Source organism: Chloracidobacterium validum (assembly GCF_018304825.1).
Classification (GTDB): Bacteria; Acidobacteriota; Blastocatellia; order Chloracidobacteriales; family Chloracidobacteriaceae; genus Chloracidobacterium; species Chloracidobacterium validum.
This window is the reverse complement of the sequence record NZ_CP072648.1, coordinates 1,012,486-1,028,516: the sequence shown is the minus strand read 5'-3', so window position 1 is coordinate 1,028,516 and position 16,031 is coordinate 1,012,486. Positions and strand designations below refer to the sequence as shown.

Here is a 16,031-nt window from a genome sequence, read left to right as displayed (position 1 = left end):
ACGATGGAACTGGAGCTTCCTACAACGCCAGACATTCTAGATGACCATACGGAAGTCGCGCCCTCAACCAAGGATCCCGCCACAGCTTCCGCTGTGCCACCATTTGTCAGGTCGGATGACAAACAGCCTGTCACGACAAGTTCCACGGTCTCATCTTCTTCAACGGATGAGACACCAGAGGTGGCAACTAACGTCCCACCACGTCCACAAGCGTTTCGGCTCGGCGGGGAAGCTGACCGAACACGGCCGACGGATGTTCCGCCTGCCCAGTCCGCACCACAGTCTGCCCCACCGCCGGCGGATGACACTCGCGCAGGCAAAGCGACGCCGGACGTGACCGCTCCCCCAGCCCAAGTCGTGGCGGATGAGCCAGTCCTGGCGGATGAGCCAGTCCTGGCGGATGAACCAGTCCTGGCGGATGAACCGGTCACCCCGGATGCCAGCACCAGCGGGCGTCAAGCATTTTCCGATGATGAAACCATTCGCCTGTTGATGGACCTGGCAAGCCTGCAGGAAGACCTGGAGCGTGCGCGTGAGCAAACCAACTCAGCGCGGCGGCACGTCGAGGTTGTCAAGGAGCAACTGGCCAAGACCACCACCGAGAAAACGACCCTTCAAGAACAGCTCCAGCGGCTGATGGCCGAGTTTGACAACTATCGCAGGCGAGTCGAACGTGAAAAGGCTGAAGCGGTCGAGCGGGGCAAGCAGGCCGTGATCTTGAGCATCCTGGAAGTCGTTGACAACTTCGAGCGCGCGTTGGCAACCGGGCGGAACGAGGGTGGCAGTTTGGTGGATTTCCTCGCCGGCGTTGAGCTTATCCACCGCCAACTGACGGACAGCTTGACGAGCATGGGCGTCGTTTCAATTCCAGCCATTGGTGAAATCTTTGACCCCACGGTTCACGAAGCCATTGCCACCGATGAGACGAACGAGTACAAACCAAATACAGTACTGGAAGAACTCAAGCGTGGGTACAAGCTTGGCGACCGGCTGCTGCGTCCGGCAATGGTGCGGGTCGCGGTCCGTCCCGCATCTACCTGACGGCGTAGTGGCCAATGGGTGAACGACGGGTGGAACAACTGACGCCTGGCGACTGGCGCAGCGCCGACCAGCGCGCTTTTGGCGTGCCGTAAAGACATTTCCCTTGCGCATGTCGGGAAGACATGCAATGGACGTACGTCATGGGCAAAGTTATTGGCATAGACCTTGGCACAACTAACTGTTGCGTAGCCGTCATGGAAGGTGGCACAACGCAAATCATCCCCAATAAAGAGGGTGGCCGCACCACGCCATCGGTCGTTGGCTTTACCGACAAGGGTGAGCGGCTGGTGGGACAGATTGCGCGGCGGCAGGCCATTACCAATGCCGCCAACACCATCTATGCCGTCAAGCGGTTGATCGGTCGCAAGTTCAATTCACCGGAAGTCCAACGCGCCCGTGAGACCTGCCCTTACGAAATTTGTGAGTCTTCCAACGGGGATGCGTGGGTGCGCGCCCAGGGCCGTGCCTACAGCCCGCCCGAAGTTTCAGCCATCATTTTGCAGCGATTGAAAGCTTCGGCCGAAGACTTTCTTGGCGAACCGGTCGAAGAAGCCATCATTACCGTCCCGGCCTACTTTGATGACTTCCAGCGTCAAGCCACCAAAGACGCGGGCAAGATTGCCGGCCTCAACGTTCAGCGCATCATCAACGAGCCAACGGCAGCGGCACTGGCCTATGGATCGGGTCGCCGCGAATCGGAGCGCATCGCAGTCTATGACTTAGGCGGTGGCACGTTCGACGTCTCGGTGCTCGAAATGAATGACGGCGTATTTGAAGTCCTGTCAACGTGCGGTGACTCGTTTCTGGGCGGCGAGGACTTTGACCAACGCATCATCGACTGGCTCATCCAAGAATTCTTGCGCGAATCCGGCATTGACCTCCGCGCCGACCGGCTGGCCCTCCAGCGCCTGAAAGAAGCGGCCGAGCGGGCCAAGTGCGAGCTGTCATCCACCCTCGAAGCCAACATCAATCTGCCCTTCATCGCGGCCGATCCGGCGACCGGCCCCAAGCATCTCAACCTCAACCTCACCCGCGCCAAGTTTGAAGAGCTGGTCAAGGACTTGGTGGAACGCACCGTCGAGCCATGCCAAAAAGCGCTCTGGGATGCCCGGCTCAAGCCCGAAGACATTGACCAAGTGCTGCTCGTTGGTGGACAAACGCGCTCGCCGATCATTCATGAGTGCGTCAAGAAGATTTTCGGGCGCGAACCCAACGCGAGCATCAACCCCGATGAAGTCGTGGCTATTGGGGCATCCATTCAGGGCGGGGTCTTTACCGGCCAGGTCAAGGACTTGGTGCTGTTGGACGTGATTCCGCTCTCGCTCGGCATCGAAGTCCGTGGGGGACTCTTCCAAAAAATCGTCGAGCGCAATGCCACGATTCCAGTCCGCAAGGCATTGACCTTTACCACCGTTGTGGACAACCAATCGAGCGTCGAGGTTCATGTACTCCAGGGTGAGCGTGAAATCGCCAAGGGTAATCGCTCGTTGGGCAAGTTTGAGTTGATCGGGATTCCGCCAGCCCCCCGTGGTGTCCCGCAGATTGAAGTCTCGTTCGAGATTGATGCCGACGGGATCGTGCAAGTATCGGCGCGTGACAAGTCCACTGGACTTGAGCAAAACATGCGCGTTACCCCGTCGTCAGGTCTCTCGCCGGGCGAGATTGCCAACCTCATTGCCGAAGCCCAGCGCAACGCCGAAAGCGACCGCCAAATGAAGGAGCTGCTGCTGATGCAGAGTCGCCTGGATGGACTGCTGCAAAACACCCAGCGCTCCTTTGGTGAATTTGGCTGGATGCTGGCCGCCGAAGAACAAGAACTGGTCCGTGAAACGCTGACCGGCGCCAAGGAAGTGTTGAGCATCCAGGACCCGGCGGTTGTCAAGCAGTGGCTCGATGCGCTTGAAAATGCCGCTCAAATCATCACCAACGCCATGTTCAATGCGCCAACCGGGGATACGCCCCCACCATCCGAAACCGGCGGCGTAAAGATGTTGACGGAATGACCGCCGTCGGAAATGGTAGGGACTAGGCGGATGGCCGATAGCTCCGCGACGACTGCGGCGCGGCCTGCCAGCGGCGGCTGCTCCGCCAGAGGTCGCTCAGACCGTGGCACGTAGCTTGGCTTCGGAAGGATTGAGGCATGGCAACTAAACGGGACTACTATGAAGTGCTGGGCGTCGCTCGCAATGCGACCGAAACAGACATCAAGAAAGCCTATCGCCGCTTGGCGATGAAGTATCACCCAGACAAAAATCCAGGTGACACCACCGCCGAAGAAAAATTCAAGGAAGCGGCTGAAGCCTATGCGGTTCTGTCGGATGCCGAGCAGCGCGCGCGCTACGACCGCTTCGGGCACGCTGGCGTCGGCGCGGCGGCGGCCGGCGGATTCGGGGGTGGGTTTGCCGGTTTCCAAAACTTCGAGGACATTTTAGGGGATCTTTTCGGATTCGGCTTTGGCGGTGGGGCCGGGGGACGGCGCACCAGCCAGGTCCAGCGCGGCGCCGACCTGCGCTACGACCTCGAACTGACACTCGAAGAGGCGGCCAAGGGCGTGACCACACAAATTCGCGTGCCGCGCCTAGAAACCTGCGATGATTGCGGCGGCAGTGGGGCCGCGCCTGGAACGGCGCCGGAGACCTGCCCGGCCTGTGGGGGACTCGGCCAGGTACGCTATCAACAGGGCTTCTTCAGTGTTACCCGAACTTGCCCGCAGTGCCGTGGCGTGGGGCGAACCATCAAAGACCCCTGCCGGACTTGCCGCGGCGAGGGCCGCGTGCGGCGAGAGAAGAAAATTGAACTCAAAGTCCCTGCCGGAGTTGACGACGGCATGCGCCTGCGCGTTGGCGGCGAAGGCGAGTCGGGGCTGGGTGGTGGGCCGCCGGGCGATTTGCAGGTTGTCATTCACATTCGTGAACACGAGATTTTTGAACGCCAGGATAACAACCTGCTCTGCCAAGTCTCGATTGATATCGCCGAAGCGGCGCTTGGCGCCGACATCGAAGTTCCGCTCCTCGAAGGTCAGACCAGCTTGAAAATACCCGAAGGCACCCAAACCGGGACGACCTTTCGGCTGCGTGGCAAGGGCATTACTTCCCTTTCAGGCGAGGTGGGAGACTTGTTTGTTGTCATCAATGTTGTCACCCCCACCAATCTCACCCGCGAGCAGCGGCGGCTCCTTGAAGAGTTCGCGGCACTCAGCCCCAGGGGTGAGCGTCGTAACAGCGTCCGCAAAAGCGAGGAAAGGGGCTTTTTTGACCGCGTCAAAGATGCCATCTTCGGTAGCTAACCCACCGCGCCCGGCCGGTTTTCAGCAACCGGCCGCACCGGCGACCGGTTCAGGTCGTTCACCAGTCCCTCACTGGGCCACCGTGGACTGGCGGAGCGTATTACGTAACTGCCCAAGGTTAAACGGTTTGGGCATCACTGTTACGTTTGGGCGCTCGCGCAGTTGATTGAGTCGAGCTTCATCTTGGAGGGCTGTGATGAGAATAACGGGCAGGTCAGGGTTTTCACCATGAAGTCGTCCGATGAGTTCTTCGCCGTCCATGCGTGGCATGAACAAGTCGGTAATCACACACCGAATGACATCCTGGTGCTGCCTGTAGGCCTCAAAGGCTTCAACCCCATCCTCGGCAGTGAGGACGCTATATTCCAGACTCAGCACAGAAACCAGCAAATCACGGATGTACGACTCATCGTCCACAATCAAAATCGTGTATGGCGGCATGGCGCAATCACCGGAGTGTGTAATAACGAGAGGACACAATGGGGCAGCAGCCAGGTCGTTGCGGCTAGCCACAGTCCTGGCCAAGCATAGCTTTTTCCAAGCTTGCCTAGCGTGCACAAACGCGGTCAAGTGAAGGGACGGCCAACGCTGAAATTTTATGACTTTCGGATGAAAACACTCTCACACTTGTGCGTGAACTGTCCACTCAAAGTTGCGCTAGGCTGCGTAGCTTGCCATCAGTGAAGCCTGTGGAACTGTCTTACCTCGAAGTTTTCACTGCCGTCGTTGAGGAGAAGCATTTCTCCCGCGCGGCGACCCGCCTGGCGCGGACGCAGGCGGCCGTGAGCCAAACCATCAAAAAGCTCGAAAGTGATCTTGGCGCGGCACTCCTTGACCGAAACTCCAAGGGCGTCACGCCTACCCAAGCCGGCCGCCTCCTCTACGACTATGCCCGGCGGCTACTCGATCTACGCGACGAAACCCTGCACGCGATGCATCAACTCGATGCGCTCACTGCCGGGCGGCTGGTCATCGGAGCCAATGAACAAACCGTCACCTACATCCTGCCCTGGCTGGAACGCTTCATTCGAGCGCATCCGGGCGTGCAGGTCGAGGTCAAGCGGTGCCGGGCCAGCGACGTGCCATCCGAAGTGCTGCGGCACGGCGTTGAGCTGGGCGTCATCAGCTTCGCGCCGCCAGAGGACGGCTTGCGCGCCGTGACCATTGCCACCGATGCGGTGGCATTGGTCACGGCGCCGGAGCATCCACTTGCCGGGCGCGGCGAGGTCTCGATTCGGGAGCTGGGCCAGGAAGTCTTCATTGCGCACAACATTGTGTCGCGGTACCGGTTGCAAGTCGTTGAAGCCTTTGCCCGCCACCGCACGCCACTCCGCATCGCCGTTGAGTTGCCATCCATCGAGGCCATCAAACGCATGGTCGAAGCCGGGATTGGTGTCAGTATCCTCCCTCGCCTGTGTGTGGCGGCGGAAACCACGCGGGGGCAACTGGTGGCGATTCCAGTTCGGGAAATGCGCCTGGCCCGCAAGCTGCGCGTCGTCTATCGGCAACCGGCGTCGTTGTCACGAGCGGCGCAAGCGTTTGTTACGCTGGTGCGCGAGTCCGGCACGGCCGATCACGAACCATGCGCCTGAACAGGCATTCCGCCAGTCCACCCGCCACCTGCTCGATGGCCTAGGCAGACTCTAACCGGATGGGAGGGGTTCGATGGAGAGCGTGGGGTTGTCGCGGACCACCCGCCCATCGCGCAACGTGATGGCCCGGTCAGCCGCGCGCGCGAGTTCTTCGTTGTGCGTCACCATGACGAGCGTCGTCCCAGCCTCTTGGTTGAGCTGGCGCAGCAGCTCGAAAATCCGCATGCCGTTGGTGTAGTCGAGGTTGCCGGTCGGCTCATCCGCCAGGAGGATGGATGGCTCATTGGCAAAGGCGCGGGCAATCGCCACGCGCTGCTGCTCTCCGCCCGAAAGCTGGGATGGATAATGATGTTCACGCTCACTCAGGCCGACGGCGGCAAGGAGGTCCCTGGCCCGCCGTTTGGCGTCCCGCCGCCCGACAATCTCCATGGGAATCTGGACGTTTTCCAGCGCCGTTGCCGTCGGCACGAGGTGAAACGCCTGAAAAATAAATCCGATGGTCCGACTCCGAAATGCCGCCAGCGCATCTTCGCCAAGGCGGGTGATGGAGGTTCCGGCCAGAATGACATCGCCGGTCGTCGGGGTGTCCAATCCGGCCATCAGCCCCAGAAGGGTGGACTTCCCACTGCCGGAAGGCCCCAGAATGGCCACGAATTGCCCGGCTGGAATCAGCAGGTCGAGCGGATGGAGAATGGTCAACCGACTTTGTCCACTGATGGCTTGCTTTGAGAGTTCTTTCAGTTCAATCATTCAAAACGCTTGATCTTCAAAAAACCTTGAACACCGCACTCACGACCGGGATGTATCCGCCGTCAGGTTTACACGGCGAGATGACGTGCAGTGTTACATTCTCGTCACCGGTTGACCAGTAATTTGACCAGCGACGTTGAATCACGCGGCTTAACCAGAGCTTACGCGCAAACCCGTGGCTTTTGGCAGGCAGGGACATGAGGTTACGTAACACCAGTCAGGAGCAAAATAGACGCCCTTGGGTGAAGCGACTTCTCAGCGTGATGAGTTGCTTTGCCACGCTGGTTTTGTGGAATGGGTTGGGTTGGGCGCAAACCCGAACCCCGGTCCACTTTCGCAATCTCTCCATCGAGCACGGGCTATCCCAGAGCACGGCGACCTGTTTTCTACAGGATCGAACCGGTTTTCTCTGGTTTGGGACGGCGGATGGTCTCAATCGTTATGACGGCTACGGGTTCAAGGTGTTTCGTCGTGACGGGCGCCAGCCCGACAGCCTGGCCGGCAACTTGGTCTATGCCGTGTGTGAAGACCACACTGGCGTGCTGTGGGTCGGCACGAGCGAGGGCGGACTCAGTCGCTATGACGCGCGCACCGAACGCTTCACCCGCTACGCCCATCACCCCGACCAGCCAACCAGCCTCTATGGCGGGCAGGTGCGCAGCCTTTGCGCAGACCGGCAAGGTCAACTCTGGATTGGCACTTCCGAAGGGCTGTGCCGCCTTGACCGTGAGCGGCGACACATCACCCGCTTCCCATCGGCAGACACCCAGACGCCACAGGCGTTGCTTGGAAAGCGCGTTCTGAGCCTGGCGCTTGACCACGCCGGGCGGCTTTGGGCCGGTACGTCCCAGGGACTGAGTTGCTACGACCCGGAAACCGGCCAGTTCACCCATTACCGGCACAACCCAGCCCAGCCCGGCACCCTTGGCGAAGGGAGCGTACGCGCCTTGCACGTGGGACGCAGTGGAATACTCTGGGTTGGAACGCAAGGGGGGCTATGCCAGTTTCTGCCGGAGACGGGCCAGTTCCGCCGGCTCTCGCTCGATCCACGACTGGCCTCCCGATCAGGCAGCCATGCGATTCTATCCATTTATGAGGACAGCCTGGGGACGCTGTGGGTAGGCACCTACACCGCCGGACTCTATCGCTTCAACGGCGGCACCCAAACCTTCGAGCGCGTTCCGGTCGTTTCGAGTGAAACGGCCAGCCTGGGCGGCGACCGTATTTGGTGCATTGGTGAAGACAGCGCCCAGGGTCTCTGGATTGGCACAGAGACGGGGGGCGTAAACTGCCTGAGCCTGCGCCCACGCGCCTTCACCTCACACCTCGTTTACCAGCCGAGCCGGAAGCAACTGAGCCGCCGCAACGTTTGGGCGTTCGCTGAAGACCGTGACGGCAACTGGTGGATTGGCACTGAGGATGGATTGCTCTGGCATGACCGGATAGCGGACCGGCAGATACCTATTCCACTTCCGGCCCAGCCCTTGAACGGGAGTTGCCGGGTCAATGCGCTTCAGATTGACTCGGACAATAACCTTTGGGTCAGCTATGAGCAGGGGTTGGCCCGTGTGGATGGCCGAACCCGGCGCGCCCGCCCCGTGCCGCTTGCAAAGGAGCTACCGGCGGATGACATTCTCGCGCTTGCGCTGGTCGCCAGCGACCAGCTCTGGTTAGGAACGCCAGAAGGCATCTATGTGATTGAGCCTGCCACCGGAAAAACCAAGACCCACTTCCAGCCTGCGCCCACATCGCCCACCGGTCTCAGCGCCCCGCTACCCTGGATGATTCAGCGGGATCGCCGTGGCAACGTTTGGGTCAGCAGCAACCGCGGCCTCAGCCGTTTTGAATCGGCAACCCAATCCATCACGCGGTTTGGATGCAACCCACAGGATGTCAATAGCCTTCCGACCAATGAAATCAACGCCGTTCATGAAGACCGGCGCGGACAGCTCTGGGTGGCAACCAACGGTGGCGGCCTCTGTCAACTCGACCCGGCCGGGGGGCAGTGCGTGGCCTACACCACCCGCGATGGACTGGCTAACGACATCGTGTATGGAATCCTGGAGGATGATGCCGGGGACTTGTGGTTGAGCACCAACCACGGACTGTCGCGCTTTTCACCCGACACGAAAACGTTTCGTAACTTTGACGCTCAAGACGGCCTCCAGAGCAACGAGTTCAACTCGAACGCTTTCTTCAGAACTTCGACCGGGGCGATGCTGTTTGGCGGCATTGCCGGCTACACGGTTTTCCACCCGGCGCATATCTTTGAAAACCAGACGCCGCCGCCGGTCATCATCACCGGTTTTCGCCAGCTCGATCAGCCCGAGAGCCGTCCCGTGCCGGATGACTTGGCGCTCACCTACGACGCCAACAACTTTGCCTTCGAGTTTACGGCGTTGAACTACGTCAACAGTGAAAAGAATCGCTATGCCTATCGTCTGGAAGGCTATGACAAGGGTTGGATTCAAGCCGGAACGCAGCGTTTCGCAAGCTACACCAACCTCGCCCCTGGCGCGTATGTCTTTCGCGTCCGGGCAGCCAACGATGCCGGCGTCTGGAATGAACGCGGCGCGGCACTCCGCCTGCGAATTATGCCGCCGCCCTGGAAAACCTGGTGGGCCTACACGCTTTATGCCCTCGCCGGGGCGGCCCTGCTGACCATCGCCTTCCGGTTTCAGATGGGACGCCTGCGCGAACGCGCCGCCCTGACCGAAGCCCGGATTCGGGCCGAAGCAGCCGTCCAGCTCGAAGCCCGCAACCACGAACTTTCGCGGATGAATGACGAACTGGCTCAGGTCAACCGTGAGCTGGCGCAGGCCAACGATGACCTGGAGCAAGCCAATCAAAACCTAGTCGCTTCACAGCAGCAAGCGGATCGTATCTTTTCAGCCCTGGCCGAAGCTCTCCCCGGAACGACACTCGACGGTAAATATCACCTTGAAGTCAAGATTGGCGCTGGGGGTTTTGGGGTGGTCTTTCGAGCGCGTCATCTGGCGCTCAACCGCCCGATTGCCGTCAAGGTCTTTCGCCCCTCCAGCAGCAACGACTCAGCCGAAGCGATTGAGCGCTTCAAGCGCGAAGGTGTCTCGGCATCACGCCTGACCCACCCACACATTGTCACGGTTTTCGATTCCGGCGTCTCAACCGATGGAATCGCCTACCTCGCCATGGAGTTGCTCATCGGGCATTCGCTCAAAGACGAACTGCGCCAGAGGCTTCGTCTTGCGCTTGGCGAAGCCATGGGCATTGCGCGGGACGTAGCCGACGCCCTCACCGAAGCTCACCGGCTAGGCGTCATCCACCGCGACATCAAACCAGAGAACATTTTTTTGCACCAGTCCACTGCCGGCCAGGTGGTCAAGGTCGTGGACTTTGGCATCGCCAAACTCACTAACGCGGACGGCCAGGGTCCAGACGCCAAACTAACCCAAACCGGCGGCTTGCTCGGCACACCTGTCTATATGTCACCGGAAGGCATCGAAGGCGGGACGCTCGACGGACGAACCGACGTGTACAGCCTGGGGATACTGCTCTTCGAGATGATCACGGGCGAGCCACCCTTCCCATCAGCCAAAGGACACTTTTGGCAAGTCATCAACGCACATTTGAAGACCATCCCGCCCCGGCTGCACGACCTGTCGCCAGATGTGCCACCGGCGCTGTCGGATTTGGTGGCCCGCATGCTCACGAAAGACCCGCTGCGGCGTCCGTCCGCTCAGGAAGTCAAAGAGCAACTGACGTCCCTTCAGGCGACCCGGCCAGTCGTGACGACACGCCCCGCCCGCCCCACGCACCTTGCACAACCAGACACCGCCCATGACACCGCCGACCTGCCGACTTGGCTAGCACCGGGCGAAGATGGCGTTGGCTGAAGGCAAACTTGCGCTACTATTCTGGTTACTAGAACTTTCGAGAGCCACGGCGTGGCATAGGAACGGACAGATGCGCGCACGATACACCGGAGGGTTTGGACTGGTCATCGGGGGACTGGTCGTCAGTGGCGTTTTGGGATTGAGCGGGTGCGGCCGCTCCGGGACGGACGGCCCCGAAGCCCTGCCCGTCCTGGCTCCACCGGCGACCGAGACCACCGCCGCGCCCAAAGCCCGCATCGTCATTCTCGGTGACAGCCTCACGGCCGGATTTGGCCTGGAGCGCGATAAAAGCTACCCGGCGCTGCTTCAACGCAAACTCGACGGGGCCGGGTTGGCCTACCAGGTCGTCAATGCTGGTATCTCCGGCGACACCTCGGCCGGCGGCGTCGAGCGGTTTGATTGGTCGGTGGAAGGTGACACGCGGATTGTCATCATTGCTCTAGGTGCGAACGATGGCCTGCGGGGTCTGCCGCTGGACCAACTCGAAGCCAACCTGCGCGCGCTTATTGAACGTTCCAAGGCGCGGGGCGCCAACGTCATTCTGGCTGGACTCAAAGCGCCGACCGAGGCCGGCCCGGATTACGGCGCGCGTTTCGAGACGATTTATCGCAAGCTTGCCCAGCAGTACCAAATTCCGCTGATCCCTTCCCTGCTTGAAGGCGTTGCCGGCAAAGCTAACCTCAATCAGAAAGACGGTATTCACCCCAACGAAGAAGGTGCGGCCCTGGTCGCCGAAAATGTCTGGAAAGTGCTGGAGCCGGTCGCCCGGCAGGCCGCCACCCCGACGCCCCAGCCCCAACCGTAGTTTTTTCGCCCCGCGTTGAACCGCCATGCCGACTTACGACTGGCAAGACACCATCGTTGCGATTGCCACCCCACCCGGACACGGCAGCATTGGTGTCGTTCGGATCAGCGGCGACCAGGCGCAGTCAATTGGCTCAACCTTGTTCCGCGGGCGGCGGTCACTGGCAAAGCATCCGTTCCGCACGCTCCGCGGCACCTTCGTTGACATGGCCGCTGATGAAACCATTGACGACGGCCTGGCCGTGTATTTTCCGGCGCCGCGTTCGTTCACCGGCGAGGACGTCGTTGAGCTGCACGCGCACGGCTCGCCAGTGGTGCTCCGGCGCATCGTCGCCTGCGCGTTGCGGGAAGGCGCGCGGGCCGCGCGTCCGGGAGAGTTTACCCTGCGCGCCGTCCGCCATGGACGCCTCGACCTGGCCCAGGCCGAAGGCATCCGCGACCTCATTGCTGCTCAAACGACCTACCAGGCGCGGCTGGCCGCGCAGCAGGCGCGTGGCGCGCTGTCCACCCAACTGTACGCCTTCAAGGAACAACTGCTGACGACCATCGTTCACCTGGAATCGGCGGTTGAGTTCGTCGAGGAGCAACTCGATACCCGCTCCCGGACGGCGCTCGTCGCGGACCTGGCCGAACTCGAAGCCAAGCTGCACGGCCTTGCCGCCACCTACCGCACCGGACGACTGGTTCGGGAAGGCGTCTCGCTGGCGATCATCGGTCGCCCGAATGTCGGCAAATCCAGCCTGTTCAACGCGCTTCTGGACACCGACCGCGCCATTGTCACTGCCATTGCCGGAACGACCCGCGACACGTTGCAGGAAACGGCTACGATTGGCGATTTGCCCGTTCGCCTGATTGACACGGCCGGCATCCGCGACACCTCCGACATCGTCGAACGCATGGGCGTCGAGCGAAGCTACACCGCCCTGGCCGACGCCGATGTGGTGTTGTTCGTGGGCGATGCCGCCGCCGGCCCGCACCCGGACGAAAAGCGCGTCCTTGACCACCTGCGCCAACGGCAAGCCATTTGCGTCGTCAACAAAAGCGACCTCGTGCCGGCCGTTGACTCGTTCCAGAAGCTACTGCGCCAGCATCACCTCGACTTGCCGGTGGTTGGGGTTTCGGCGCACACCCGCGCCGGCCTCGATCAGCTCAAGGCAACCATCCAGCAAGTTGCCGTCGGCACAACCTTCGACGCCGGCCATGACTGGCTCATCACCGAGGCGCGGCATGCCGCAGCCCTCACGACCGCCGCCGCTGCCCTTCGCCAGGCGCGGGAGACCCTTCAGGCCGGACACTCCGAGGAAGTCCCGCTGGCCGGCCTCCACCAGGCGCTTCAGGCGCTCGGCGACATCACCGGCGAAACGAACATCGAGGCGATTTTCGACCGGGTGTTTGCCACCTTCTGCATCGGCAAGTAAGGCTGACCAGCCAGGCAGTTGTTGCACTTAGATTGCGTCTCTTGAGACCAACTCAGACGATTGCGTATAGTCGCCACGTATGGATTCAACCGCTCCGCTTGACAAGCCGGTTCACCAGCGTCTGGACGCTTCCGACGCGCCTGCCGACCCGACCATCCGCATTGCGCCATCGCGCGGGTGGACGGCCATCAAGCTCGGCGAACTGTGGGCCTACCGCGAACTGCTCTACTTTCTCATCTGGCGCGATGTCAAAGTCCGCTACAAGCAAACCGTTCTGGGGGCGGCCTGGGCGATTCTCCAGCCGCTTTTCACCATGGTGGTGTTCAGCGTCTTTTTTGGGCGGCTGGCCGGGATACCGTCCGAAGGCGTTCCCTATCCGCTGTTTGCGCTGGCGGCGCTCATTCCCTGGACGTTCTTCGCCAACGCGCTGGGTCAATCGTCCAACAGCCTGGTCAACAGCGCCCACCTCATTGCCAAGGTGTACTTCCCCCGACTGGTCATTCCGCTGGCCAGCGTGCTCGGCGGCCTGGTGGATTTGGCCATTGCCTGCCTGATTCTCGTGCCGATGCTGCTTTACTACGGCATCATGCCGGGTTGGCAGGTCATCTGGCTGCCCGGTCTGGTCGGACTGGCAACCGTGACGGCGCTGGGCGTTGGGCTGTGGGCGTCGGCGCTCAATGTCGAATACCGCGACGTGCGCCACGTGATACCGTTCCTGACCCAAATCTGGATGTTTTCAACGCCGGTGGTGTATCCCAGTAGCCTCGTGCCAGACCGGTGGCGGCTGCTTTACCACCTCAACCCAATGAGCGGGGTGGTGGACGGCTTCCGGTGGGCGCTGCTCGGCACAGGCGCCCCTCCCGGACTCCCCTTGCTGGTGTCCGGCGCGGCGGCGCTTGGCCTGCTGCTCACCGGAGCGTTCTATTTCCGCCGCATGGAAAAAACCTTTGCCGACCGGGTATGACCAACCCACGCGACCTCAACCCCGATGAATGACATTGCGATTCGCGCTTGCGGACTTGGCAAACGATACCGGATTGGCGGCGGCAACCGCGGCCCCTATCGCTCACTGCGGGAATCCATTCAGGAAACGCTCCTGTCTCCCCTGCGCCGCCGGTCGAACCACGACCCGGACGACGGCGAAACCACCTTCTGGGCGCTGAAAGATGTGTCGTTCGAGATCAAGCGGGGCGAGGCCGTCGGCGTCATCGGACGCAACGGGGCCGGAAAAAGCACGCTGCTCAAGGTGCTATCCCGCATTACCGAACCGACCACCGGACAGGTCGAGCTGCACGGGCGGGTCGGCTCGCTGCTGGAAGTCGGCACAGGCTTTCACCCGGAACTGACCGGACGCGAAAACATCTTTCTCAACGGCGCGATCCTCGGCATGCGCCGGACCGAGATTGCGCGCAAGTTTGATGAAATCGTCGCCTTTGCCGAAGTGGAGCGCTTCCTCGATACGCCGGTGCGCTTTTATTCGAGCGGGATGTACATGCGGCTCGCCTTTGCCGTGGCGGCCCACCTCGAACCTGAAATCCTCATCGTGGATGAGGTCCTGGCCGTGGGCGACTCCGGCTTTCAGAAAAAGTGTCTGGGCAAGATGGAGAACATCGCCCAGCATGGGCGAACCGTCCTGTTTGTCAGCCACAGCATGCAGGCCGTCCGGCGGCTCACGACGACCTGCCTCGTCCTTTCAGGCGGCGAAGTCGTCTATGCCGGTCCTACCGGCGGCGCGATTCAGGAATACGAACGGCGCCAACGGCTGACAACCGATACGGCGTCGAACTACGTCGCCAACCCACCGCCCCGTCACAGCCATGTCGCGCGGGCCAGCGTCCTGACCTCCGGGCCGCGCGGCCAGCACGACTGGGGACAACCGCTTACCTTCCGTTTCGTCCTGCACTGTGACGAACCCAGCCGGCACTTCGCCTTCACCTTTCAGGTCCTGGACGAGCAGGAACGCCCGGTGCTTCACTGCCATTACGTCAATCCGGTGACTGGGGCCGACTATGACTTCGGCCCACTGGAGCGCGGCGCTCATCAGTTTGAGTGCCACTTGCCACGGCCGCGGCTCTACATGGGGCGCTATACCGTGACCACCTGGCTGGCCAATCGGCGCTCCAATCAACTCATCGAAAAGCTTTCGGGGATTCTCGCCTTCGAGGTCTCGATGCTCGCGCAACCGCGCGCGGAATACGAACGGCATGCGGGCGAAGCAGCCTATGTCGAAGACACGGTGTGGTCGGCCGTCCGGCCGGTCGAGGGAGTGGTATGGGAAGCCGCCAACTGACCAGCCCAGTCGTTCCCGGCGCGCCGGCACGCTGCGTGGAGGCGCTCGACACGTCCCGGTTGATTGAAAGCTATCAGCGCGATTACGGCGTGGACGTCGCCGATTACTTCCACGGACTGCCCCAGGTTGACATCTACGCCTGTTCGGTGACGGGCTACCGCTTTTACTACCCGTTCACGCTGGCCGGACGCGAAGACCTCTACGCGCAGCTTGCCCAATTTCCGTGGTACTACACCGACCGCCCGGAACATGCCCTGGCCGAACGCCATATCCGACAATCCGACCGGGTGCTTGAAATCGGCTGCGGCCGCGGCTTCTTTCTGAAACGCCTGGCAGCCCGCCAGGTGGCGGCGGTCGGACTCGACCTCAACCGCGCGGCCGTCGCCCAGTGTCGCGCCGATGGGCTGGATGTTCGACTGGAAACAGTTGAAGCTCACGTGAACGCGCACGCACATTCCTATGATGTCGTTTGTGCTTTTCATGTCCTTGAACACATTACAAATGTTCACAATTTTCTCAGTTCAACGCTGACTCTTCTTAAACCTGGCGGATGCCTAGTTATTGCTGTTCCAAATAGTGATCCTTATGCCTACAAATTTGACTTATACTTTGCACTCAATGCCCCACCTCACCACATGGGGCTTTGGAATCGCCAATCATTAAAAGCATTGGCTAACGTCTTTCCAATGACACTTAGGAATACCTATACCATACCTATGGAAATCGGGGAATACAATCGGTATCTTACATTTTCGTTAGTTAATAATTCCATTTTTTTTCGTAAGCGTGATTGGTTGCTATGGAACTTTTACCAAAGTCAACAAAGACAGAATTCCAAGCAATGGTTAACAAAAGCCTTGGCATGGTTTATGACAAGTTTAGCAATACCGAGAAACCTACTAGTTGTATTTCGATTTAAGCAATAATCTTACTTAGATAAGCGTTTAAAACCACTTGCTAAACCCCGTTTTGGGT

Annotated in this window: 12 protein-coding genes; 10 read left to right on the top strand and 2 right to left on the bottom strand. The window is 60.7% G+C overall.

Translation table 11 applies throughout. The features are described 5' to 3' along the window. The first annotated feature begins 180 nt into the window (after positions 1-180). From grpE to dnaJ, 3 genes are all read left to right on the top strand, one after another. A complete protein-coding gene (gene grpE / locus J8C06_RS04310; RefSeq protein WP_211429557.1) occupies positions 181-1,041 on the top strand; it encodes a nucleotide exchange factor GrpE in 861 nt (286 codons plus the stop codon). A 140-nt stretch (positions 1,042-1,181) separates the two neighbouring features. Continuing rightward, entirely contained in the window at positions 1,182-3,044 is a 1,863-nt protein-coding gene (gene dnaK / locus J8C06_RS04305; protein WP_246602081.1) for a molecular chaperone DnaK, read from the top strand. Between the two features lie 137 nt (positions 3,045-3,181). After that, positions 3,182-4,327: a molecular chaperone DnaJ gene (gene dnaJ / locus J8C06_RS04300; protein WP_211429555.1), complete on the top strand. Its 1,146-nt coding sequence runs from the start codon at positions 3,182-3,184 to the stop codon at positions 4,325-4,327. A gap of 69 nt (positions 4,328-4,396) precedes the next feature. Here dnaJ and J8C06_RS04295 read toward each other — a convergent pair whose 3' ends face one another. Continuing rightward, positions 4,397-4,768 carry a response regulator gene (locus J8C06_RS04295; protein ID WP_211429554.1) on the bottom strand — a complete coding sequence of 124 codons (372 nt, stop codon included), beginning with the start codon at positions 4,766-4,768 and terminating at the stop codon, positions 4,397-4,399. 248 nt (positions 4,769-5,016) lie between these two features. On the opposite strand from J8C06_RS04295, the gene J8C06_RS04290 reads away from it, so the two are divergent. Continuing rightward, on the top strand, positions 5,017-5,919 hold the full coding sequence (locus tag J8C06_RS04290; protein ID WP_211429553.1) for a LysR family transcriptional regulator: 903 nt from the start codon (positions 5,017-5,019) through the stop codon (positions 5,917-5,919). A gap of 51 nt (positions 5,920-5,970) precedes the next feature. Here the strand turns inward: J8C06_RS04290 and J8C06_RS04285 are convergent, their stop codons facing one another. Continuing rightward, positions 5,971-6,669: an ABC transporter ATP-binding protein gene (locus tag J8C06_RS04285; protein WP_211429552.1), complete on the bottom strand. Its 699-nt coding sequence runs from the start codon at positions 6,667-6,669 to the stop codon at positions 5,971-5,973. Positions 6,670-6,911: 242 nt separating this feature from the next. Here J8C06_RS04285 and J8C06_RS04280 point away from each other — a divergent pair, with 242 nt between their 5' ends. The 6 genes from J8C06_RS04280 (at position 6,912) to J8C06_RS04255 (ending at position 15,982) form a co-directional block, all read left to right on the top strand. After that, positions 6,912-10,544, top strand: a complete 3,633-nt coding sequence (locus tag J8C06_RS04280; protein ID WP_211429551.1) for a two-component regulator propeller domain-containing protein — start codon at positions 6,912-6,914, stop codon at positions 10,542-10,544. A gap of 70 nt (positions 10,545-10,614) precedes the next feature. Continuing rightward, complete coding sequence (locus tag J8C06_RS04275) at positions 10,615-11,349, top strand: arylesterase (protein WP_211429550.1); 735 nt, start codon at positions 10,615-10,617, stop codon at positions 11,347-11,349. Between the two features lie 25 nt (positions 11,350-11,374). Next, the gene (gene mnmE, locus J8C06_RS04270; protein WP_211429549.1) at positions 11,375-12,766 is read left to right on the top strand and encodes a tRNA uridine-5-carboxymethylaminomethyl(34) synthesis GTPase MnmE; all 1,392 of its coding nucleotides are present in this window, start codon (positions 11,375-11,377) and stop codon (positions 12,764-12,766) included. Positions 12,767-12,845: 79 nt separating this feature from the next. Continuing rightward, a complete protein-coding gene (locus tag J8C06_RS04265; RefSeq protein WP_211429548.1) occupies positions 12,846-13,730 on the top strand; it encodes an ABC transporter permease in 885 nt (294 codons plus the stop codon). A 24-nt stretch (positions 13,731-13,754) separates the two neighbouring features. Then, the gene (locus tag J8C06_RS04260) at positions 13,755-15,056 is read left to right on the top strand and encodes an ABC transporter ATP-binding protein (RefSeq protein WP_211429547.1); all 1,302 of its coding nucleotides are present in this window, start codon (positions 13,755-13,757) and stop codon (positions 15,054-15,056) included. Further along, on the top strand, positions 15,038-15,982 hold the full coding sequence (locus J8C06_RS04255) for a class I SAM-dependent methyltransferase (RefSeq protein ID WP_211429546.1): 945 nt from the start codon (positions 15,038-15,040) through the stop codon (positions 15,980-15,982). Before J8C06_RS04260 ends, J8C06_RS04255 begins: the two co-directional genes overlap by 19 nt. Positions 15,983-16,031: the final 49 nt, after the last annotated feature.

Bases quoted from the DNA above. Each gene is read 5' to 3' on its own strand.
- mnmE (WP_211429549.1), top strand. From the start codon at position 11,375: ATGCCGACTTACGACTGGCAAGACACCATCGTTGCGATTGCCACCCCA.
- J8C06_RS04260 (WP_211429547.1), top strand. From the start codon at position 13,755: ATGAATGACATTGCGATTCGCGCTTGCGGACTTGGCAAACGATACCGG.
- J8C06_RS04255 (WP_211429546.1), top strand. From the start codon at position 15,038: ATGGGAAGCCGCCAACTGACCAGCCCAGTCGTTCCCGGCGCGCCGGCA.
- J8C06_RS04295 (WP_211429554.1), bottom strand. From the start codon at position 4,768: ATGCCGCCATACACGATTTTGATTGTGGACGATGAGTCGTACATCCGT.
- J8C06_RS04285 (WP_211429552.1), bottom strand. From the start codon at position 6,669: ATGATTGAACTGAAAGAACTCTCAAAGCAAGCCATCAGTGGACAAAGT.
- J8C06_RS04265 (WP_211429548.1), top strand. From the start codon at position 12,846: ATGGATTCAACCGCTCCGCTTGACAAGCCGGTTCACCAGCGTCTGGAC.
- J8C06_RS04275 (WP_211429550.1), top strand. From the start codon at position 10,615: ATGCGCGCACGATACACCGGAGGGTTTGGACTGGTCATCGGGGGACTG.
- dnaK (WP_246602081.1), top strand. From the start codon at position 1,182: ATGGGCAAAGTTATTGGCATAGACCTTGGCACAACTAACTGTTGCGTA.
- dnaJ (WP_211429555.1), top strand. From the start codon at position 3,182: ATGGCAACTAAACGGGACTACTATGAAGTGCTGGGCGTCGCTCGCAAT.